We start from the raw sequence: 20,386 nt of genomic DNA, 5'->3' as shown, positions 1-20,386 counted from the left end.
GCCGGCGGCTGGTGCTCAGGAGGCGCCGGTGCGGCGGCCGGCCCGGCGCGCGCCGGTCGGTGGCTCGGTCGTGTCTGACCGCACCTGCTCGACCACCTCGCAGAGGTTCCGCAGCGGGTCGGTCGCCTGGGTCGAGCAGGCGACGCGTTGCAGCAGGGCCCGCAGCGTCGCCGACTCGGCAGGCGTGAGCGCCCCCAGCAGGTGTGCCTCGACCTGTCGCAGCGCCCGCCGTCGCTGCTCCCAGGCCGCCCGGCCGGTGTCGGTGACGTCCACCAGCCGGCTGCGTCGGTCGGCCGGGTCCGCCCGTCGGGCGACGAACCCGGGCCGCTCCAGGTCGTCGATCAGGTACGTGAGCACCGTGCGGTCGATGCCGAGTTCCTCGGCGATCGCGCCCTGGTTGCGGGCCGGGCCGTTGGCGGCGGCGGTGAGCACCTGGTAGCCGCGCGGGCCACCGGGGAAGTCGGCCAGGGCGTGCTCGGCCGCCTTGACGTGGCCCCGGAACACGATCCCGAGCATCCAGCCCAGGTCGTCGTCGAGCGGATCGGGCCGGTCCGGCCGGTCGGTGGCACCCGTCATAGGACGACAATAGCGCAGCACGGCATACCTTGTTGGCAACAGATGTTCTGTCTGGCATAAGGTTGTGCGCATGACGCATTGCGCGGAACGGGAGGCTCGCCGATGAGCGACTACGGCCACGAGCTGATCTTCGGCTCGTTCACCACGCCCGGCAACGACGATCCGGACCGCACCGTCGGTCTCGCCGTCCTGGCCGAGCAGGTCGGGCTCGACCTCGTGACCTTCCAGGACCACCCGTACCAGCCACGGTTCCTCGACACCTGGACGCTGCTGAGCTTCGTGGCGGCCCGCACCGACCGGGTGCAGCTGTCGGCGAACGTCACGAACCTGCCGCTGCGCCCACCTGCGGTGCTCGCCCGCAGCGTCGCCAGCCTGGACCTGCTCACCGACGGCCGGGTCGCGCTGGGTCTCGGCGCGGGCGCGTTCTGGGACGCCATCGAGGCGATGGGCGGTCGACGGCTGACCGCCGGCGAGGGCGTACGGGCGCTGGAGGAGGGCATCGAGGTCATCCGGCAGATCTGGGACGCCGAGGCGCGCGGCGGCGTCCGGGTCGACGGCGAGTTCCACCGGGTGGTCGGCGCCAAGCGCGGGCCGGCCCCCGCCCACGCGGTGCCGATCTGGCTGGGCGCGTACAAGCCGCGCATGCTGGCGCTCACCGGCCGCCGCGCCGACGGTTGGCTGCCCTCACTGGGCTACCTCCAGCCCGGTGATCTGGCCAAGGGCAACGCCGTCATCGACGACGCCGCGCGCGAAGCGGGCCGCTCGCCCCGGGATGTGCGCCGGCTGCTCAACATCTCCGGCACGTTCTCGACGGTCGGGCGCGGACAGCTGAACGGCCCCGCCGAGCAGTGGGCGCGCGAGCTGGCCGAGCTGGCTCTGGGCGACGGCGTCAGCACGTTCATCCTCGCCAGCGACGACCCCGACGACCTGCGCCGGTTCGCCGGCGAGGTGGCGCCCGCCGTCCGCGAGCTGGTGGCCACCGAGCGCGAGCGGGGCGACGCGCCCGCCGCGGTGCCGCCGGTGGCCGTCACGCCGGCGGCGCCCCCGGCGCGGGCGAGGGTGACCGCCGGCGCCTTCGCCGTGGTGCCGACCCCCGACGACGGCCGGCGGCTCAGTGACCGCCAGGTGTGGGACGAGTCGGCCCGCCCGACCGGACCGGCGCCCGATCCGACGCGCACCTACACCGCGCACGAGCAGGCGAACGGCCAGCACCTGGTGCAGGTGCACGACGGGCTGCGGGGCGAGTTGGCCCAGATCCACGATCTCATCGAGCAGGTCGCGGCAGGTGAGATCGACGCCGGCACCGCCCGTTCCCACATCAACACGATGACCATGCGGCAGAACCGGTGGACGCTCGGCGCGTACTGCGAGTCGTACTGCCGCATCGTCACCACCCACCACACCATCGAGGACCAGGCGCTCTTCCCGCGCCTGCGGCAGGCCGATCCCCGGCTGCGTCCGGTCATCGACCGGCTGGAGCAGGAGCACCACGTCATCCACGACGTGCTGGAGGGGGTCGATCGCGCCCTGGTGGCGTACGTCGGAGCACCGGACGGCCTGGCCGAGCTGCGCGCCGCGGTGAACCTGCTGACCGACACCCTGCTGTCGCACCTCAGCTACGAGGAGCGCGAGCTGGTCGAGCCGTTGGCGCGGTTGGGGGTGAGCTGACCGCCCCTGGGGGTTGCCCCCGGATAACGTGAGAGACTACTTTCGAAACATGTCTCTCAAGAACCCGTACGGGGATTTCGAGATCACCGAGCCGCAGGCGCTGCGGGCGCTCGCCCATCCGGTGCGGCTCGCCATCCTCGACCGGCTCCAGCGGCACGGCCCGGCCACCGCCACCGGGCTCTCACCGCACGTCGGCGCCACCCCGTCGGTGGTCAGCTGGCACCTGCGGCACCTCGCCACGTTCGGCCTGGTCACCGACGCCGAGGGCACCGCCAGCAAGCGGGAACGCTGGTGGCAGGCAGCCGCCCGGGGCTTCCGCTTCAGCCTGCCCGACGACGCCGAGGGGCAGGCCGCCGGCCGGCAGCTGCGCGGCGAGATGTTCGCCAGGTACGCGGACACCCCGCAGCAGTGGCTGCTGCGCGAGGAGCCCCGGCTGGACGCCGAATGGCGAGGGCTGGCCGGGGTCGCCGACACCCAGTTCGTCGCCACACCCGACGAGCTGCGGGAGCTGGAGAACGCCATCGAGGAGCTGCTCGCCCCGTACGTGCGGCGCAAGGACGACGAGACACCACCGGACGGCGCGCGGATCGTGCGGATGCTGCGCTACCTGCTGCCCGAACCCGGCGACGACACGTCCACGTCATGACCACTGTCGACACCGCGCCCCCGCCCGCCCTGCATCGGGACAGGCGGTTCCGCACCTTCTGGATCGGCGAGACGGTCTCGCAGTTCGGCGACCGGATCAGCGAACTGGCCCTGCCGCTGATCGCCGTCTCCCTGCTCACCGCGACGCCCCTTCAGGTGAGTGTCCTCACCGCGTTGATCTGGCTGCCCAACCTGCTGGGCCTGTTCCTGGGCGCGTGGGTGGACCAGCGCACCCACAAACGGCGGCTTCTGATCATCGCGGACCTGATCCGGGCGGCCGTGTTGTTGAGCCTGCCGGTGGCCTACCTGTTCGACGCGATCACCCTCACCCAGCTCTACCTGGTGGCGCTGCTCACCGGCGTCGGGGCGGTGCTGTTCGCCATGGCGCACCAGGCGTTCTTCGTCGCGCTGGTGCCCCGGTCGGCGTACGTGGACGCGAACAGCAAGCTGAGCATGAGCCGGTCGCTGTCCTTCATCGCCGGGCCGGCCGTCGGCGGTGGGCTGGTCCAGGCGCTCAGCGCGCCGGTGGCGATCGTCGTCGACGCGGTGTCCTTCCTCGGCTCGGCGCTGCTGCTGCGCCGCATCCCGGTGACCGAGCCGCCCCCGCCGCCGCGCCGGACGTCCACTCTCGGCATGGTCCGCGAAGGGCTGGTGATGGTGCTGCGCCACCCGGTGCTGCGCGCCGCGCTCGGCTGCACCAGCACTGTCAACTTCTTCACCTTCATCGCCTCGGCCCTGCTGGTGCTGTACGCGAGCCGTGACCTCGACCTGTCGGCCGGTGCCATCGGTCTGGCCTTCGCCGCCGGGGCACCCGGCGGGCTGGTGGGCGCGGCGCTGGCCCCCCGCATCGCACGGGCCATCGGGTTGGGCCGTACCACGATGATCGGGGTGGTGCTGTTCTCCGCGCCGCTGGCGCTGACCGCCCTGATCACCGGCCCCACCTGGGCGAAGATCACCATGCTGGCGGCCATCGAGCTGGTCTCCAGCTTCGGGGTGATGCTGATGGACATCAACCTCAACGCGCTGTTGACCGCTGTCACGCCCGACGACGCCCGCGGCCGCCGGGCCGGTGCGTACAGCGCCGTCAACTACGGCGTCCGGCCGCTGGGGGCGCTGGTCGGCGGCGCGCTGGGCACCGCCGTCGGGCTGCGGCCGGCCCTCGTCGTCGCCGGCCTGGGCGGCACCCTCGCCGTGCTCTGGCTGCTCGCCTCGCCGGTACGCCGCATCGCCAGCATCGACGAGGCGACGGAATGGCCGCCGGTCAGCCGGCCGCCGCCAGCAGCAACCGCGCCAGCTCGGTCGGCTGGGAGAACATCGGCCAGTGGCCGGTGTCCATCGTGACCAGACGCCACTGCTCGCCGGTCAGCAGGCCGGCGACTGTGTCGTTGGGCTCCGGGCCGTCGAGCAGGCACTTGATGTACGTCGCCGGCACCTCGCCCAGCGGGCGGTCGAGCACCGCCGGCTCGGTAAGCGTCGCCCCCGGATGCGGGGTGGCGCCCTCGATCAGTCGGGCGACCTGCTCGTCGGCGAGCCCCTGGCCGTCGAACTCGGCCGCGGCCAGCGGCGGCCAGACACCCCCGTTGTCGGCGATCAGCGCCTCGAACACCTCCCGACCCTGCCACCAGCCGGACGCGAACGACAGGCCGTCGACAGGCACCTCCGCGTCGACGAAGACCACCCGGGTCAGCCGGTCGCCGATCCGCTCGGCGGCCTGCCCCACCGGGATGCCCGAGTAGCTGTGCCCGACCAGCACCACATCGCGCAGGTCCCGTCGCTCGATCTCACCGACGATGTCCCGCACGTGGGTCTGCTGCCCGGCGGGCGCGTCCCGCCTCTCGGCCAGACCGGAGAGGGTCAGCGGATGGACGCCGTGCCCGGCCGCACGCAGCTGCGGAGCCACCTCGTCCCACGCCCACGAGCCCAGCCACGCCCCTGCCACCAAAACGAATTCAGCCATGGCGGGGACCCTAGCGTCGAGCTGTGACAGCCCGACGGTTCAGGACCAGGTGCGGGCCTGCGCCGCGAAGACCTCCGGTGGGCTCTCCACCGGCAGCACGCACAGCAGGTGGCCACCGGGCGCCCGAAGGATCCGGCATTCCAGCCACCGCGTCACCTCGGTCGCGCCCAGACCGATCAGCCGGGCGGTCTCGGCCGCCACGTCGTCGGTCTCGATGTCGAGGTGGTAGCGCGGCGCGTCGTCGACCGCCTGAACGGCGGTGACCAGCCCCGGCAGGGCCTCGTGCAGACCGACGAACTGCGGCTCCTCGGGATGGGTGCGGGTGGGCGCACCCAGGGCCGCGGACCAGAACTCCGCCGCCCGGGCCGCCTCCGCCTCCGGCGCGTCGATGAGCAACGCGTACACACGGCTTCGATGCATGCGAGGCAGAATATCGACGACTCCGCCGCCCCGCCCGCCCCGTCGCTCAGCGGTGGTCCAGCGGCGGTGGCCGTGAAACGCCCGCCGCTCTCACACCGGGCGGTCGACCAGGGCGGCGAGCCGTTTGGGCGCCAGCACGCAGTAGCTCTCCGTGAGCAGCTCGCCGACCTCGTCCCAGTCGGTGTCGTCGGACAGGACCATGCCCATCACGTCCCGGCCCCAGTCCGGCTTGTAGAAGGGGTACCCACAGCCCAGGAGGCCGGCGATCTCGTCGAGCGGCGACCGGAAGACCAGCAGGCAGGCCGGCCGGTCGAGCGCCGCCGCGCGCGCGTGCACCGCCTGCCGGGCCGGATCGACGGTGAGCACGTGGGCGAAGGTCCGTCTGCGGATCCGCCAGCGGACGCCCACCCAGGCCGGCTCCTCGTACGTCTCCGGCAGCCCACGGCAGATCGGACGCAGCCGGTCGAGGATCTCGGGGTCGACGTCTCCGGGCGCGCTCACGGGCCGGACCCTAGTGACCGGGTACGACACGTCCCCGAGTGGCCGGCTGTGGTGTGCGCCCGGTCGATCCGCCAGTATGGGCCGGGGCGATGTCGGGCCGTCGCCCGCGCCGACCCGCCCCGTGCCCGCTGAGGAGTACCGTGTCGTCCACCCTGCTCTCCCGCCGTGACCTGGACTTCCTGCTGTACGACTGGCTGCGGGTGGCCCACCTCGTCGAGCGTCCCCGCTACGCCGAGCACTCCCGGGAGACGTTCGACGACGCGCTGGACCTCGCCGAGCGGGTGGCCACCGAGCAGTTCGCCCCGCACAACCGGGCGGCCGACCTCACCGAGCCCACCTTCGACGGGCAGCGGGTGCGGCTCATCCCGCAGATCCGGGCGGCACTGGACAGCTTCGCCGAGACCGGCCTGCTCACCGCCGGGCTGGACGAGTCCGTCGGCGGCCTGCAACTGCCGCACGCCGTCGCCGCTGCCTGCTTCGCCTGGTTCCAGGCCGCCAACGTGGCCACCTCCGCGTACCCGATGCTCACCCTCGGCAACGCCAATCTGCTGCTGACGTACGGCAGCGCCGACCAGGTGGACACCTACGTACGGCCCATGCTGGACGGCCGGTTCTTCGGCACCATGTGCCTGTCCGAGCCGCACGCGGGCAGTTCGCTCGCCGACATCACCACCCGTGCCGAGCCGCAGGACGACGGCACCTACCGGCTCTTCGGCACCAAGATGTGGATCTCCGGCGGTGACCACGAGCTGGCCGAGAACATCGTCCATCTGGTGCTGGCCCGGATCCCCGGCGGGCCGCCCGGAGTCAAGGGAATCTCGCTGTTCATCGTGCCCAAGGTGCTGGTCGGCGCGGACGGGTCGCTCGGCGAGCGCAACGACGTGGTGCTGGCCGGGCTCAACCACAAGATGGGCTTCCGGGGCACCACCAACACCCTGCTGAGCTTCGGCGACGGCCGGCACACCCCCGACGGCCGGCCCGGGGCGGTGGGCCACCTCGTCGGCGCCCCGCACCAGGGGCTGGCGCAGATGTTCCACATGATGAACGAGGCACGCATCGGCGTGGGGGCCGGTGCGACCGCGCTGGGCTACACCGGCTATCTCAAGAGCCTCGCGTACGCCCGGGAACGGCCGCAGGGCCGGCCGGTCGGCGCCAAGGACCCGGCCGCGCCGCAGGTGCCGATCGTCGACCATCCCGACGTACGACGGATGCTGCTGGCGCAGAAGAGCTACGTGGAGGGGGCTCTCGCGCTGGTGCTCTACTGCGCGAAGCTGCTCGACGAGGAGAAGACCGCCCCGGCGGACGCCGACCGTGAGCGGGCACACCTGCTGCTGGAGGTGCTCACCCCGATCACCAAGAGCTGGCCGTCGCAGTGGTGTCTGGCCGCCAACGACCTGGCGATCCAGGTGCTCGGCGGCGCCGGCTACACCCGCGACCACGACGTGGAGCAGCACTACCGGGACAACCGGCTCAACCCGATCCACGAGGGCACCCACGGCATCCAGGCCCTGGACCTGCTCGGCCGCAAGATGACCATGCGTGACGGCGCGGGTCTGTCGCTGCTGACCGAAACGATCAGGGACACCGTGGCCCGGGGCCGCAAGGCCGGTGGGGAGGCCGCCGACCTGGCCGACCGGCTCGCCGACGCGGTGGACCGGGTGGTCGCGGTGACGCGTCGACTCTGGGCGGATGGCGACCCGGTGCTCGCACTGGCCAACGCCAGCACCTACCTGGAGGCCGTCGGGCATGTGGTGGTGGCGTGGATGTGGTTGGAGCAGGTGCTGGCGCTGCCGCCGGTAGACGCGGGCGACGCGTTCCACGCCGGCAAGCGGCAGGCCGCCCGCTACTTCCTCACCGTCGAGCTGCCCCGTACCGGCCCGCAGTTCGACCTGCTGGACAACCGGGACCGCACGGTGCTGGACATGCGTACGGAGTGGTTCTGAGCCGACCCGCGCACTCAGCGTCGTCGGGTGTGGTGATTGATCGCCTGTCGTCCCTTGACGACGCCCAGCACGATCACCACGACGAGCGCGATCAGCCCGATGATGATCAGCCAGCGGACCGCTTCGAGGATCAGCCCGAGCAGGATCAGCACACCGGCGACCACGCCGACGACCCAGAGCATGGCACGCATCCCGACCTCCAGTGACGGTCGCCGCGCCACGCGACGAGCCCGAAAACAACCTTCCCGCCCCCACAAACCCCAAACCCGCCCTCGCTCGCCGATCTTGCACTTTCCGCCGCGACAAAAACACCCGAGAAGGGCATGACGGCGACAGCAACTGCAAGATCGACGCGGCGAGGGGGCGCGGGGCGCGCGGGGAGAGAGGGGCGGCGTCAGGGTTGGGATACGTAGATGGTGTTGGCGGACTGGCCGCCCGTGAGGGGGTTGGCGAACGGTACGACGTGCGCCTGCGTGGTGCCGAACACCTCACCGAGGGTCGCGGTGAACGCGTCGTCGGGTGGGTCGTCCGACCACAGCGCGAAGACCCCCTCCGGGCGCAGGAGCGCGGCCAGCCGGCGGAGGCCCTGCGACGTGTAGAAGTCGGCGTGGCTGGGGTGCAGCACGTTGCGTGGTGAGTGGTCGACATCGAGCAGCACGGCGTCGAACCGTCGCCCGGGCTCGTCGGCGTCGAAGCCGGTGCCTCCGGCGACCGCCGCGAAGAAGTCGGCCTGGACGAAGCGGGTTCGCGGATCCTCCGCGAGCCCCGCGGTGAACGGCAGCAGGCCGCGCCGGTGCCAGTCGATGACATCCTCGATCGCCTCGACCACCAGCAGCGACCGGACTCTCGGGTCGTCAAGCGCGGCCTTGGCCGTGTAACCGAGACCGAGGCCGCCGACCACCACGTCCAGGGCGTCGCCGGTCAGCGCGGCGAGGCCCAGCCGGGCCAGCTCGATCTCCGCGACCGGGAAGAGGCTGGACATCAGGTACTCGTCGTCGAGCTTGACCTCGTACACCTCGACCTGCAGTGCCGGGTCGAGACGCCGACGCAGGCTGATCTCGCCGATCGGAGTCTCCCGCCAGGCCAGCTCCTCGAAACGCGCGCCCACGGTGCCCTCTCGCCGCCGGATTCGTCCCCGCATGGTATCCGTCGGGGCCGCGCCGGCCACGCAGGGTCCACGGGACATCGACGCACCGCATATCCTGTGCCCGGCCGATCCAGTGGGAAGGGACCTCATGCCGTCGCGGCAGGACCAGCTGCACTCCTACCAGTTCAGCGTCCAGCGGGCGGTCGCCGCCCTGGTCATGCGGGAGACCGACCCCGCGCAGTCGCCGTTTCGACGGCTGGCGGGCGCCGGCCTGGCCAGCGTCCTGGTCGCGGCGATCGGGTTGGGCGGCTCGGCGCTGTACGGTCTGTTCGCCGGCGGTGGCAAGGGGTGGCGGGACCCGGGCGCGGTCATCGTCGAGAAGGAGTCCGGCGCCCGGTTCGTCTACCGCGAGCAGAAGCTGCACCCGGTGCTCAACTACGCCTCGGCGTTGCTGATCGTCGGCGCGGACACCTCGAAGACAGTGCTCGTCTCGCGGCGTTCGATCGACGGCGTGCCGCGCGGGCTGCCGCTGGGAATCGCCGACGCACCCGACTCGCTGCCCGCCGCGGGCCGCCTGGCGACGACGGGGTGGACTGTCTGCTCGGCGGTCCCGGCCGGTGCTGACGGCGAGGGGCCCCGCTCCGCGCTGCTGATCGGCGCCGAGCCCGGCGGCGGGCGGCCGCTCGGCGACGACGCGCTGCTGCTGCGCCACCCCGACGGTGGGCTGCACCTGGTCTGGCACCAGCGGCGCTATCTGGTCCGCGACGCCAACCGGGTGCTGGCGGCCCTGGCCACCACCCGTACGCGTGCGGTGCCGGTGGCGCCCGCCCTGCTCAACGCCCTGCCCGCCGGCGTCGACCTGGCACCGCTCGACCTGCCCGACCTGGGCCGGCCCAGCACCGGTGTGCCGGGCGCCAGCGTCGGCCAGGTCTACCTCGTGCGCAACTCCGGCGGCGGTCGGCAGTACGCGGTGGCGCTCGACGCCGGGTTGGCGGGGATCACCGAGTTGCAGGCCGGCCTGCTGCTGGCCACCACCGCCCAGGGTGAGCCGGCGCCCATGACGCTCGGGCAGTTCGCCGCGCTGCCCACGGTGCCCGACCTGACCCCGAGCGGCCCGACGGCCCCACCACCTGTCCCGCCCCGGCTCGCCGGGGCCGACGGCGCGGGCCTCTGCACGCGCGTCGGTGACGACGGCGGGGTGGGCGAGGTGCGCTGGGGCGTACCGCTGCCGGACCTGGCGGCCGTTCCACGGACCGCGCCGGCCGGCGGCGCGGTCCTGGCCGACCACGTGGTGGTGGAGCCGGGTCGTGGCGCGGTGGTCGAGGCCGTGGCGGCGCCCGGCGCGTCCGGCGGCACGGTGTCCGTGGTCACCGACCTGGGCCGGCGGTACGTGGTGGCCGACCGGGCCGTCCTCGCGATGCTCGGCTACCGCGACGTGCGTCCGGTGCGGCTGCCGGCCGGCCTGGTGAGCCTGGTGCCGGCCGGCGCGACCCTGGACCCGGCGGCCGCGCGGGCCGTCGCCGCCCCCGGCTGAGGCGGGGCGGGCGGGGTCAGTCGGCCGGGCGGCGCAGGACGCTCACCGCGAAGTCCGCGTCGTCGCGCCACGGCCGCAGGTCCCAGGTGGCGAAGCGGTGTTCCAGGCGCAGGCCGGCGGCGACCGCGTCGGCGTCGAACGCGGTGAGCGGATAGCCGCGTTCGGTGCCGAAGCCGACCGCCAGGACGCCGTCCGGTCGCAGGTGCCCGGCGAGCCGGCGCAGCACCTCCGGCTCGGTGCCGACGGCGACGAACGCGAGGACGTTGCCGGCGAGTACGGCGGCGTCGAACGGCTCGGCCTCGCCCAGCGCGGGCAGGTCCAGTTCGGCCAGGTCGGCGACGAGCCAGTGCGGGCCGGGGTAGTCGGCGCGGGCGGCCTTCACCAGCGCGGGGTCGGCGTCCACGCCGACGACTGTGTGCCCGCGCTGGGCCAGCGCGGCGCCGACCCGGCCGGTGCCGCTGCCGGCGTCGAGGATGCGCGACCCGGGTGCGACGAGTGTGTCCACCAGACGGGCCTCGCCGGCCAGGTCCGCGCCCTCGGCGGCGAGCTTGCGGAACCGGTCGATGTACCACTGCGAGTGCTCGGGACCGGTGTCGGTCGCCCAGCGGGTCGGGTTGGCCATACGGTCACGGTAGCCGGGCCGGCGGGGGCGCGGCGGGCGGCCCGGGGAGCCGGCCCGGCTACCTGTGGACGGGTCAGCCCTTCTCGGCGCCGCTGGTCAGCCCCTCGGTGAGCAGCCGTTCGCTGGCGAAGAAGAGGATCACGATGGGCAGGGTGAGGACTACCGATCCGGCCATCAGCACCGTCTTGGGCACCTCCACCCCGTCGGCGAGTAGGGATAGCCCAAGAGACACCGTCCACCTGTCCGGTTTGTCGACAAGGAACAGCAGGGCGAAGAGGAACTCGTTCCAGGCGATCATGAAGTCGTACAGCGCGACCGCCATGATCGACGGCATGGCCAGGGGCAGGCTGACCCGGCGGATGATGCCGAGCCGACCGGCCCCGTCGATGGCTGCGGACTCCTCCAGACTGACCGGGATGGTCTCGAAGTAGTTCTTCAGCATGTAGACCGAGACCGGCAGGGTCTGCGAGATGTAGACCAGGACCAGCCCGAACAGCGAACCGCGCAGACCGGCCCGGGTGAAGACCACGAACAGCGGGATCGCGATGACTATCGACGGGAACAGGTAGACCGCCAGGAACAGGAAGTCCACCTGCCGCCGGCCGAAGAAGCGCAGCCGGGCCACCGCGTACGCGCCGGGGATCGCCACCACGAGGGTGAGCGCCGTCGCCGCGACGGCCACCAGGCCGCTGTTGCGGATGAAGGTGAGGAACCCCTGGCCGCCGTCGGCGGTGGCCTTGAGCACCTCGGCGTACGTGGCGACGGTCAGCTCACCGAAGCCGACCACAAGCGCCCCGGGGTCGAGCAGCAGCCGCTCGATGGGGCGTACCGACAGGACCAGCATGTAGTAGAAGGGAAAGACGGTGACTACCAGGAACACGGCGATCACCAGTCGGCGCAGCCAGCGCAGGCTCACCGTCTCGACGGTGTCGCGGTCCATCAGCCCACCCTCCGTCCGAAGAAGCGCAGGTAGATCAGCACGAACACGATGAGGACGACGGCCAGGACGACCGCCTGCGCGGCGGCGGCGCCGATGTCGGTCCGCGCGGTGAGAAAGTCGTACACCCGGACGCTCACCACCTCGGTGCCGGCCGAACCGCCGGTGAGCAGGTAGACGTCGTCGAACTTGTTGAACGTCATGATGAAGCGCAGCACCCCCAGCAGGGCGATCACCGGGAGCAGCTGCGGCAGCAGGATGTGCCGGAACCGCTGGGTGGGTGTGGCGCCGTCGACCCGGGCAGCCTCCTCCAGCTCACCGGGCACCGCCTGGAGCCGGGCCAGGAGGAACAGGAACGCGAACGGGAAGTACCGCCACGCCTCGAAGGCGATCACCGTGGCCAGGGCTGTCGACTCCTGGGTGAGGAACGGCACCGGGGCGTCCCAGCCGAGCAGCCGTTGACCCCAGTGGTTGACGATGCCGAGCTGCGGGTCGAGCATCACCTGCCAGACGAAGGTGACCGCGACCACCGGCGCCACGTACGGCAGCAGCATGGACGCCCGGACCAGTGTGCGGCCCCGGAACGGCCGGCGGACGACCAGGGCGGCGACGAGGCCGAGCACGATCGACCCGACGGTGCCGCCGATGCTGTAGATCAGCGTGACCCACAGCGTGTCGGCGAAGCCGGGGGTGTGCAGCACCCGGTCGATGTTGTCCATGGTGAACTCGCCGAACAGGCCGGTCTTGCGCAGTGTGGCGAGCCGGACCCGCTGGAAGGCGAGCACCAATGTCCACACGATCGGGATGCCGATGACCGCGATGGTGACGAGCAGGGTGGGTGCGACGAGCGCGAGCCCCGCACGGGATTCGCGGCGGCGCAGGGTCAGTGGTCGGCGCCGTGGAGGCTCCGGCCGCTCCCGGGTGGGGGAGCGGCCGGGGCCGGGCGCAGTGGTGGTCAATTGACGCCCGACTTGATGGCGTCGACGTCCTTCTTGGCCCGTCCGGCGGTGGCCGCCGGGTCGGACTTGCCGGCGATGAGGTCGCCCAGCACCTTGGGCACCGGCAGTTCGCCGAGCATGGCGCCGACCAGCTTGCCCTGGCCCTGGGTGAGCCCCCACCGCCCGAAGGTGTCCGGGCTGCGGCGCAGGGTGGCCAGCACCTCGTCGCCGTACACGTCGGCGAGGGGCTTCTTGGCGTCCACGCCGGCCTGGCTGGTGTTCCAGGCCGTCAGGTACGCCTCCGGCTCGGCCTGGGTGCCCTTGCGCACCGGGAAGCGGCCCTCGGGGGACATGCCGAACCAGCGCGGGTAGCCGTCGCTGAGCATGTACTCCACGAAGGACTTCGCCGGGTCGGTCACGGCGCCGTCCAGCACGGCCCACGAGCTGATCTCGCCGTACTGGGCCGGTTCGGTGCCGTTCGGCCCCTTGATGGCGGTGACGAACCCGCTGTTCTTCGCCAGGAACGTCGGGTCGGCCTGACACTGCGGGCAGGTCGGCTTGGCGTCGCTGCGCAGCCCGGCCAGCTCGTCGAGGATGAACGGCGACCAGATCACCATTGCCGCCTTGCCGGCGAAGTAGGTGGCCCGGGTGGTGTCCACGTCCTGCGCGCCCTTGATCGAGCTGGTGCGGATCAGGTCGCCGTAGAAGCGGAACGCCTCGACGCACTGCGGTGAGTCCAGGGTGACCTTGCCGGAGTCGTCGGTGAGCTGACAGCCGTTGGCAAGCGCCAGGTGCTCGAAGGTCTGCTGGGTGAACACGTCGCTGGGGGCGGTGGCCGCGGTGATCCCGGCGACGCCACCGGTGTTCAGTTTCGCCGCGGCGTCGGTGATGCGTTCGTACGTGTCGGGGGCTGGCAGGCCGGCGGCGGCGAACAGGTCCTTTCGGTAGACGAGCAGCTGCCCCCACCCGTCGCTGGGTACGGCGAGCTGCTTGCCGTCGTCGGCGGTCAGCTCCAGCGCCCGGGGGGAGAACGTCTGCCGGCCCAGCTTGTCGACGACCTCCGCGTTCGCCGAGGCGTGCAGCAGCTCGTTGCCGGCGAGCGTACGGATGCCGGCCAGGGAGACCGAACCGACCACGTCGGGCAGGTCGCCGGCGGCCGCGTTTGCGGCGATCAGGGAGGGGAACTGGTCTTCGTTGACGGTGACCAGGTCGACCTGGATGCCGGTCTTGGCGGTGAAGTCGGCGATGATCGCCTTGGTGGCGGTGACGCGGTCGGCGACGTCCTCCAGGCTCCAGACGGTGATCTTTTTGCTGTTGCTGTCCGATTCGTCGTCTCCGCAGGCCAGCAGGGTGGACGCGGTCAGTGCCATGATCAGGGTGGTGGCGAGTATCCGCCTCGGAGGTGCTGACATCGGTGGCACTCCTCTCGAAGGGTACATACGGGATCCAACACGTTCGATAGATCAATGACAAGACATATAGCGATTTTTTGCTATCCTGGAGCCCAGTGCTACCGGGATGTGACACATGGGCAACTGGGTGGTCTCTCTCGCCGGGCCTCGACGGATCAGCCTCGAGCCCTGCCCCCCGGATCCGCTCGGCCCCGGCCAGGTCCGCGTCCGCACCTGCTACTCGGGCATCTCCGCCGGCACCGAGCTGACCCTCTACCGGGGCAGCAACCCCCGACTCAGCAAGGACTGGGACGACGCCGCCCGGATGTTCGTCCCCCGGCAGACGCCGGTGCCCTACCCGCTCGTCGGCTTCGGCTACGAGGAGGTCGGCGAGGTCGTCGAGGTGTCGCCGGAGGTCACCGACAGGCACCCGGGGCAGCTCGTGTGGGGCATCTGGGGGCACCGGGCCGAGGCGGTGCTCGCCGCCGACGCGGTCCGTCCGCTCCCCGCCGGGCTGGACCCGCTGGCCGGCGTCTTCGCCCGGCCCGGCGCCATCGCGCTGACCGCCGTGCTCGCCGCTGACCTGCACCTGGGTGACTGGGTGGGTGTCTTCGGGCAGGGCGTCATCGGTCTGCTCGCCACCCGACTCGCCGTGCTCTCCGGCGCCCGGGTGGTCGCCGTCGACCGGGTGCCCGACCGGCTGGAGCACGCCGCCCGCTACGGCGCGCGGAGCATCGTGGACGCCGGCGTCGAGTCGGCCGCCGCCGTTCTGCGCGGGGCCACCGGCGGCCGGGGCGCGGACGTCTGCCTGGAGCTGTCCGGGGCGTACCCGGCCCTGCACGAGGCCATCCGCTCGACCGCCCACGCCGGTCGGGTCGTGGCCGCCGGCTTCTACCAGGGCCAGGCCGACGCGCTCGGCCTCGGTGAGGAGTTCCACCACAACCGCATCCAGTTGGTGGCCGCCCAGGTCTCCGGCCCCACCCCCGCGCCGAGCATGGCCGGCCGGTGGACCGGGGACCGGGTGGCGCAGACCTTCATGGACCTGGTGGCTGAGCGCAGCGTCGACCCGTTGCCGCTGGTCAGCCACATCGTCGACGCCAGCGCGGTCGCCGACGCCCTCGCGCTGCTCGACCGCGGCGCCGGTGACGTCCTCCAAGTGGTGTTGAGGTTCTAGATGACCACCATCGCGCTGGCCTGCCAGGAACAACTCCTGCCGGGCACCAACCTGATCCAGAAGTACGCCCTCGCGTCGGCCCTCGGCTACCAGGGCATCGAACTGCGCGGACGCGGCGACCTCGCGTTCGCCCGCCGGCTGCCGGAGCTGCGCCGGGCCCGCGCCGCCGGGGTGGTGATGCCCACCGTCTGCGTCGAGATGGACCACTTCATCGGCGACTTCGACAGGGCCCGGTCCGCCGACGCGGTCCGCAACCTGCGCTCGCAACTGTCGGTGATCGCCGAGCTGGGCGGCGTCGGAGTGATGACCCCTGCCGCCTGGGGGATGTTCTCCCGGCGGCTGCCGCCGTTCGAGCCGCCCCGTCCGCCGGCCGGCGACCGACAGGTCCTCCTCGACGCGCTCGGCGAGCTGGGCGAGCACGCCCGGTCCGAGGGGGTCACCCTCTTCCTGGAACCCCTCAACAGGTACGAGGACCACATGGTCAACCGGCTCGACGAGGCGGTCGCCCTGTGCGCGGCGCTCGCGCTGCCCTCGGTGCGGGTGGTCGCCGACACCTTCCACATGAACATCGAGGAGGACGACGTGCACCGGGCGCTGCGCGCCGCCGCGCCGTACCTCGGGCACGTGCAGGTCAGCGACTCCAACAGGTACCAGCCCGGTGCCGGGCACCTGGACTGGCCGGCGCTGATGCGGACCCTGCTGGAGCTGGACTACCGGGGCTGGCTGGCCCTGGAGTGCCGGTTGCGCGGTGACCCGGTCCGCGCCCTGCAACAGGCCGCCACGGTGCTGCGGCACGCGCTGCCCCGGCGGGCCGCCGCATGAGCGCCGAGGTCGGGCCGGCACGCGTCGGCGGGACCGCCGTGGCCCGTACCTGTGGTCCCGCCGACCTGGCCGGGCTGCGCCGGATCGCCATCGACACGCTCGACTCCAACTGGGAACACGACCACACCGTGCCGTCGCGCACCCTCTACCCGCACCAGTGGAGCTGGGACTCCGCGTTCATGGCGATCGGCCTGGCCCAGATCCGCCCCGAGCGGGCCTGGACGGAGCTGGACAGCCTGTTCCGGGCGCAGTGGGCCGACGGGCGGGTGCCGCACATCGTGTTCAACCCGGCGCTTCGCGTCGGCTCGTACTTCCCGGGGCCGGAGCTGTGGGGCTCGGCGACCGCCGAGGGGGCGCCTGCCGTGCACACCTCCGGTCTGGTCCAGCCGCCGGTGCACGCGCTCGCCGCGTTGCTGGCGTACCGGCGGGCACCCGGGCAGGCCAGCCTGACCGCGTTGCGCCGGCTCTACCCGGCGCTCGTCGCCCAGCAGCGCTACCTGGCCGGACGGCGGGACGTGGCGGGCGACGGACTGGTCTGCGTCGTGCACCCGTGGGAGTCCGGACTGGACAACAGCCCGGCCTGGGACGAGCCGATGGCGGCGGTGCCGGCCGAGGCGGCAGTCATGCGCGCGTACCGTCGGCACGACACCGCGCACGCCGACGCCGCGCACCGCCCCACGGACCTGGACTACGCGCGGTACCTGGCGATCGTCGCCGCCTACCGGGAGCACGGCTACACCGACCGGGGCCTCGCCGAGCGCCACCCGTTCCTGGTGGAGTGCCCGCTGTTCAACGCGGCGTACGGCGGGGCCGAACACGCCCTCGCCGAGATCGCCGTGCTGACCGGCGCCGACCCCGGGCCGCACCGGGTCCACGCGGCCCGGATCACCGAGGCGCTGGTCCGCCGGCTGTACGACCCGGGCTCCGGTACGTTCCAACCCCGCGACCTGCGCACCGACCGGCTGCTCGGCGCGCGGACCGTGCTGGGGCTGACGCCGCTGATCCTGCCCGACCTGCCGGCGCGGCACGTCGACGCGCTCGTCGTCGAGGCGACGTCGGCGCGCTTCGGGATCGCCGGGCGGATGGACCGGCCGCTGCCCAGCCACGACCGCACCGCACCGGACTTCGAGCCGCTTCGCTACTGGCGTGGGCCGAGCTGGCTGAACGTCGGCTGGCTGGTACGTCGGGGGCTCGCCGCGCACGGGCATCCGGACCTGGCGGCCGGGTTGCGCGAATCCATGATCGGCCTCGTCGCCGGCGCCGGATGCCACGAGTACTTCCACCCCGACACCGGCGTCGGGCTGGGCTCACCGGCGTTCGCGTGGACCGCCGCGCTGCTGCTCGACCTGCTGGCCGACGGGCCGGCGCGCTGAGCGGCCCCGCCGCCCGTGGTAGCGTGCCCGCCCCAACGCTCGGGGAGGGGACGGCATGGCCGAGATCGACAAGGTGGCCTGGATTCTCGTACGGGACGGGCTGGTGCTCAGCACCCGCTCCCGGGGCAAGGACGTGTGGTACCTGCCGGGCGGCAAGCGCGAGCCGGGGGAGACCGACCTGGAGACCCTGCGCCGGGAGATCGACGAGGAGTTGAGCGTCGCCGTGGACGTACGCGACGCCGTGCACCTGGGCACGTTCACCGCCCAGGCGCACGGGCACGCGGCCGGCACCACCGTCCGGATGACCTGTTACCGGGCCGGGTACGAGGGACGCCTGCGGCCGGCCGCCGAGATCGCCGAGATGGCCTGGCTGGGGTACGCCGACCGGCACCGCACCTCCCCGGTCGACCAGGTCATCTTCGCGTACCTGCGGACGGCGGGTCTGCTGCGCTGAGCGCCGTTTGCCGAGCGTGTGCCCGGGTAAGCGCGGGACCCGTGGCGGACAGGAGGGCGGCGTGCGGTTCCCCCGCTTCATCGACGCGGTGTCCCGGCGCTCCGGGCTGCCGACCGAGCAGGCTGCCGTGGTGGCGCGTGCCGTTCTCCAGACGATGGCCGAACGGGTCACCGGCGGCGGGAATCACGACCCCGCCGGTCAGCTTCCTGACGAACTCCATCCGTACCTGCGCGGCCCGGATCGCGCGCCGGCCGCGTCGGCCGCCACTGCGGGGCCGGCGGAGTTCCTGCGACGGGTCGCCGATCGGGCGGGTGTCGACGAGGCGACCGCCCGGGCGGGCACGGGGGCGGTGTTCGCGACGCTGCGCGAGGCCGTCACGGTGCGCGAGTTCCGGCAGATGGTCGACGCTGTGGCCCGTGATCAGGAAGGCGGAGTGACTCCCGCCGTGCCGCCGCCGGTCGGGGAGTGAGCGCGCGTAGGGCGCTCCGTCCGGTCATCGGGCCGATGCCCACCCGGTGAACCGTTCGCGCAGGCCGGCCGGCGATGCGGACACTCCGAGGTCGACTGCCGCCTCCGCGCCCACCGCCGTCAGGTGGGCCAGCAGCGCCGCCCGGTCGTTCCGGTACTCGGCGAGCAGGCGCAGCTTCGCCGGCGAGCACGGCCAGGCGATTCCGCACGCCCGGCAACGCCAGGTGGGCCGCGCGGGCAGGTGGGCCGGGCGGCGGCTCACACCGCCACCCGTCGGGGTACGGCGGGGCGGCGGCGCGGCGGCGCGGGCGGACCCGCCAACGGGTGCGCGCCGGCGGGCATCAGGTACAACTCCCGGCGGGCCACCGCGTCCCCGTCGCGCCCCAACTCGTAGCACTCGATCCAGGCCCAACCGTGGTACGTGTGCCGCTCGGCCAGTACCCGGATCACGCGCACCGTGATCGGCCTGACGAACTGCGGGCTCGCGTCCCGGCTCAGGCGCAGCACGTCGCCGGATCGGATCGTCCCCGCCTGCGCCTGCGCCTGCGCCTGCGCCTGCGCCTGCGCCTGCGCCTGCGCCTGCGCCTGCGGGTCCGGTCCCGCCGCTCCCGGGGCGGGCCTCCTGCGTGCGTCCGACATGGATTCCCCTCGTGTGCGGTGGTGGAAGGGGGCCCGGCCTCGGTGCTCGCCGTCGGGTCGACCGGGCCCCCGCTACGAACGCGCTCGGTGGGCTCCGTACGCCTCCACCGCTCGCGCCGTCTCACCGACTACCCTTCCGAGGGTTGTCGAACAATCACACAGCGTTAGATGATTTCTTCGGAACGCTCCATTTGCTCCCGAAGGGACGCGGGCATGAACCATGCATTCGTCGCGGCACTCGCCGAAGCCTCCGAGACGGCCGAGAGCCTCGCCTGTCGCATGGGGATCCACCCGAAGACGGTGGCCCGCTGGGCAAACCCGGGACGTGTCCCGCAGACCCGACACCGTGCCGAGGTGGCGAAGATCCTCCGCAAGGACGTGGTCGACCTGTGGCCGGACATCGTCAACCGCAGGGAGCCGGTCTGGTTCCGGCCGTGGGTCGACATCGAACGCGAGGCGGTCGCCCTGCGCGCGTTCCAACTCGCCTGGGTGCCGGGCCTGCTCCAGACCGAGGCCTACGCCCGCGCCACGCTCGCCTGGGAAGCGCTGACAGCGACAGAGGTAGACGAGTTGGTGTCCGCTCGCATGGATCGGCAGGCGATCCTCAGCCGTGAACGTGGGCCGCTTTTCGTGGCGGTGCTGGATGAGGGGATCATCCGTCGCGGTATCGCCGGAGGGCGCTCTCTCATGGCGGATCAGCTCGCTCACCTCGTCACCTGTGCCGATCTGCCGAGCGTGCAGCTCCACATCGTGCCCAGCGAGGCGATCGCCTACCCGGGACTGAACGGGCCGTTCACCCTCGCAGAGCTGCCAGACGGCACCCGAGTGGGTCATGTGGACAGTCAGGCGCAGGCTCAGATAGTCGACCAGACGTCGGAAATTGCTACCCTCGAGCGACGATGGGAACGCATCCGGGGCGAGGCCCTTCCCCGAGGGCGGTCCCTGGACCTCCTGAGAGAAGCGGCAGCATCATGGACGTGACCGGCGCGCGGTGGCGCAAGAGCACCAAGAGCGGAAGCAACGGCGGTGACTGCGTCGAGGTTGCCGACAATCTGCCCGGCGTCGTCCTGGTCCGTGACACGAAGAACCGTGACGGCGGCACCCTGGCCTTCGCCCCGGCCGCCTGGCGGGCGTTCGTCACCGCGACCGCCGCACGCCCGTAGCAGGGCTGGCCCAGCAGCCCCGGTGATCGACTCCGTATCGCCGATGTGGCGGTATCCGGGCCACTCGGATACCG

At 72.5% G+C, this 20,386-nt stretch carries 24 protein-coding genes; 12 read left to right on the top strand and 12 right to left on the bottom strand.

The genetic code is table 11. The features are described 5' to 3' along the window. Positions 1 to 15 precede the first annotated feature (15 nt). On the bottom strand, positions 16 to 576 hold the full coding sequence (locus AB0N27_RS28870; RefSeq protein ID WP_364376557.1) for a MarR family winged helix-turn-helix transcriptional regulator: 561 nt from the start codon (positions 574 to 576) through the stop codon (positions 16 to 18). 102 nt (positions 577 to 678) lie between these two features. Here AB0N27_RS28870 and AB0N27_RS28865 point away from each other — a divergent pair, with 102 nt between their 5' ends. From AB0N27_RS28865 to AB0N27_RS28855, 3 genes are read left to right on the top strand one after another with little or no spacing between them, the layout of a single operon-like run. Then, positions 679 to 2,244 (top strand): LLM class flavin-dependent oxidoreductase, encoded by a 1,566-nt coding sequence (locus AB0N27_RS28865; protein WP_364376554.1) that lies wholly within the window; start codon positions 679 to 681, stop codon positions 2,242 to 2,244. Positions 2,245 to 2,293: 49 nt separating this feature from the next. Then, on the top strand, positions 2,294 to 2,890 hold the full coding sequence (locus AB0N27_RS28860; protein WP_364376551.1) for a helix-turn-helix domain-containing protein: 597 nt from the start codon (positions 2,294 to 2,296) through the stop codon (positions 2,888 to 2,890). Then, positions 2,887 to 4,230 (top strand): MFS transporter, encoded by a 1,344-nt coding sequence (locus AB0N27_RS28855; RefSeq protein WP_364376548.1) that lies wholly within the window; start codon positions 2,887 to 2,889, stop codon positions 4,228 to 4,230. Before AB0N27_RS28860 ends, AB0N27_RS28855 begins: the two co-directional genes overlap by 4 nt. Here AB0N27_RS28855 and AB0N27_RS28850 read toward each other — a convergent pair. The 3 genes from AB0N27_RS28850 to AB0N27_RS28840 all read right to left on the bottom strand — a co-directional run bounded on the left by AB0N27_RS28850 (position 4,151) and on the right by AB0N27_RS28840 (position 5,767). Beyond that, positions 4,151 to 4,846, bottom strand: a complete 696-nt coding sequence (locus tag AB0N27_RS28850; protein WP_364376545.1) for an alpha/beta hydrolase — start codon at positions 4,844 to 4,846, stop codon at positions 4,151 to 4,153. The genes AB0N27_RS28855 and AB0N27_RS28850 overlap by 80 nt on opposite strands. 39 nt (positions 4,847 to 4,885) lie before the next feature. Next, a complete protein-coding gene (locus AB0N27_RS28845) occupies positions 4,886 to 5,266 on the bottom strand; it encodes a VOC family protein (protein WP_364376542.1) in 381 nt (126 codons plus the stop codon). A gap of 90 nt (positions 5,267 to 5,356) precedes the next feature. Then, positions 5,357 to 5,767 carry an MmcQ/YjbR family DNA-binding protein gene (locus AB0N27_RS28840; protein ID WP_364376539.1) on the bottom strand — a complete coding sequence of 137 codons (411 nt, stop codon included), beginning with the start codon at positions 5,765 to 5,767 and terminating at the stop codon, positions 5,357 to 5,359. Between the two features lie 140 nt (positions 5,768 to 5,907). On the opposite strand from AB0N27_RS28840, the gene AB0N27_RS28835 reads away from it, so the two are divergent. Then, on the top strand, positions 5,908 to 7,710 hold the full coding sequence (locus tag AB0N27_RS28835) for an acyl-CoA dehydrogenase (protein WP_364376536.1): 1,803 nt from the start codon (positions 5,908 to 5,910) through the stop codon (positions 7,708 to 7,710). 14 nt (positions 7,711 to 7,724) lie between these two features. Here the strand turns inward: AB0N27_RS28835 and AB0N27_RS28830 are convergent, their stop codons facing one another. Both AB0N27_RS28830 and AB0N27_RS28825 read right to left on the bottom strand, forming a co-directional pair. After that, positions 7,725 to 7,901 (bottom strand): hypothetical protein, encoded by a 177-nt coding sequence (locus AB0N27_RS28830; RefSeq protein WP_364376533.1) that lies wholly within the window; start codon positions 7,899 to 7,901, stop codon positions 7,725 to 7,727. Positions 7,902 to 8,104: 203 nt separating this feature from the next. Next, positions 8,105 to 8,818, bottom strand: a complete 714-nt coding sequence (locus AB0N27_RS28825) for a spermidine synthase (RefSeq protein ID WP_364376529.1) — start codon at positions 8,816 to 8,818, stop codon at positions 8,105 to 8,107. Between the two features lie 127 nt (positions 8,819 to 8,945). Here AB0N27_RS28825 and eccB point away from each other — a divergent pair, with 127 nt between their 5' ends. Then, entirely contained in the window at positions 8,946 to 10,331 is a 1,386-nt protein-coding gene (gene eccB / locus AB0N27_RS28820) for a type VII secretion protein EccB (RefSeq protein WP_364376526.1), read from the top strand. A gap of 16 nt (positions 10,332 to 10,347) precedes the next feature. Here the strand turns inward: eccB and AB0N27_RS28815 are convergent, their stop codons facing one another. From AB0N27_RS28815 to AB0N27_RS28800, 4 genes are all read right to left on the bottom strand, one after another. Next, the gene (locus AB0N27_RS28815; RefSeq protein WP_364376523.1) at positions 10,348 to 10,953 is read right to left on the bottom strand and encodes a class I SAM-dependent methyltransferase; all 606 of its coding nucleotides are present in this window, start codon (positions 10,951 to 10,953) and stop codon (positions 10,348 to 10,350) included. 73 nt (positions 10,954 to 11,026) lie between these two features. After that, a complete protein-coding gene (locus AB0N27_RS28810) occupies positions 11,027 to 11,893 on the bottom strand; it encodes a carbohydrate ABC transporter permease (protein WP_364376520.1) in 867 nt (288 codons plus the stop codon). Further along, entirely contained in the window at positions 11,893 to 12,849 is a 957-nt protein-coding gene (locus AB0N27_RS28805; RefSeq protein ID WP_364376517.1) for a sugar ABC transporter permease, read from the bottom strand. Before AB0N27_RS28805 ends, AB0N27_RS28810 begins: the two co-directional genes overlap by 1 nt. Continuing rightward, entirely contained in the window at positions 12,846 to 14,240 is a 1,395-nt protein-coding gene (locus AB0N27_RS28800) for an extracellular solute-binding protein (RefSeq protein WP_364376514.1), read from the bottom strand. The genes AB0N27_RS28805 and AB0N27_RS28800 overlap by 4 nt, the downstream gene beginning before the upstream one ends. Positions 14,241 to 14,355: 115 nt before the next feature. Here AB0N27_RS28800 and AB0N27_RS28795 point away from each other — a divergent pair, with 115 nt between their 5' ends. The 5 genes from AB0N27_RS28795 to AB0N27_RS28775 all read left to right on the top strand — a co-directional run bounded on the left by AB0N27_RS28795 (position 14,356) and on the right by AB0N27_RS28775 (position 18,511). Continuing rightward, positions 14,356 to 15,393, top strand: a complete 1,038-nt coding sequence (locus AB0N27_RS28795) for a zinc-binding alcohol dehydrogenase (RefSeq protein ID WP_364376511.1) — start codon at positions 14,356 to 14,358, stop codon at positions 15,391 to 15,393. Beyond that, a complete protein-coding gene (locus AB0N27_RS28790; RefSeq protein WP_364376509.1) occupies positions 15,394 to 16,215 on the top strand; it encodes a sugar phosphate isomerase/epimerase family protein in 822 nt (273 codons plus the stop codon). It begins immediately after the preceding gene. After that, complete coding sequence (locus AB0N27_RS28785; RefSeq protein WP_364376506.1) at positions 16,212 to 17,588, top strand: hypothetical protein; 1,377 nt, start codon at positions 16,212 to 16,214, stop codon at positions 17,586 to 17,588. The genes AB0N27_RS28790 and AB0N27_RS28785 overlap by 4 nt, the downstream gene beginning before the upstream one ends. 55 nt (positions 17,589 to 17,643) lie before the next feature. Further along, positions 17,644 to 18,042 carry an NUDIX domain-containing protein gene (locus AB0N27_RS28780; protein ID WP_364376503.1) on the top strand — a complete coding sequence of 133 codons (399 nt, stop codon included), beginning with the start codon at positions 17,644 to 17,646 and terminating at the stop codon, positions 18,040 to 18,042. A gap of 61 nt (positions 18,043 to 18,103) precedes the next feature. Further along, a complete protein-coding gene (locus AB0N27_RS28775) occupies positions 18,104 to 18,511 on the top strand; it encodes a DUF2267 domain-containing protein (protein WP_364376500.1) in 408 nt (135 codons plus the stop codon). Positions 18,512 to 18,535: 24 nt separating this feature from the next. Here the strand turns inward: AB0N27_RS28775 and AB0N27_RS28770 are convergent, their stop codons facing one another. After that, positions 18,536 to 18,772, bottom strand: a complete 237-nt coding sequence (locus AB0N27_RS28770) for a flavin reductase (RefSeq protein ID WP_364376497.1) — start codon at positions 18,770 to 18,772, stop codon at positions 18,536 to 18,538. After that, positions 18,769 to 19,149, bottom strand: coding sequence for a hypothetical protein (locus tag AB0N27_RS28765; protein WP_364376494.1), 381 nt, complete (start codon positions 19,147 to 19,149; stop codon positions 18,769 to 18,771). The genes AB0N27_RS28770 and AB0N27_RS28765 overlap by 4 nt, the downstream gene beginning before the upstream one ends. Positions 19,150 to 19,362: 213 nt before the next feature. Between AB0N27_RS28765 and AB0N27_RS28760 the strand changes: the two genes are divergently transcribed. Next, positions 19,363 to 20,130: a DUF5753 domain-containing protein gene (locus tag AB0N27_RS28760; protein ID WP_364376491.1), complete on the top strand. Its 768-nt coding sequence runs from the start codon at positions 19,363 to 19,365 to the stop codon at positions 20,128 to 20,130. Then, positions 20,121 to 20,312 carry a DUF397 domain-containing protein gene (locus AB0N27_RS28755; protein WP_364376488.1) on the top strand — a complete coding sequence of 64 codons (192 nt, stop codon included), beginning with the start codon at positions 20,121 to 20,123 and terminating at the stop codon, positions 20,310 to 20,312. The genes AB0N27_RS28760 and AB0N27_RS28755 overlap by 10 nt, the downstream gene beginning before the upstream one ends. Positions 20,313 to 20,386: the final 74 nt, after the last annotated feature.

The sequence above is a fragment of the Micromonospora sp. NPDC093244 genome (genome assembly GCF_040683695.1).
In the GTDB taxonomy this organism is placed as follows: Bacteria; Actinomycetota; Actinomycetes; order Mycobacteriales; family Micromonosporaceae; genus Micromonospora.
Note: the sequence above shows the minus strand (reverse complement) of the source record. Positions and strands in the feature narration are given on the sequence as shown.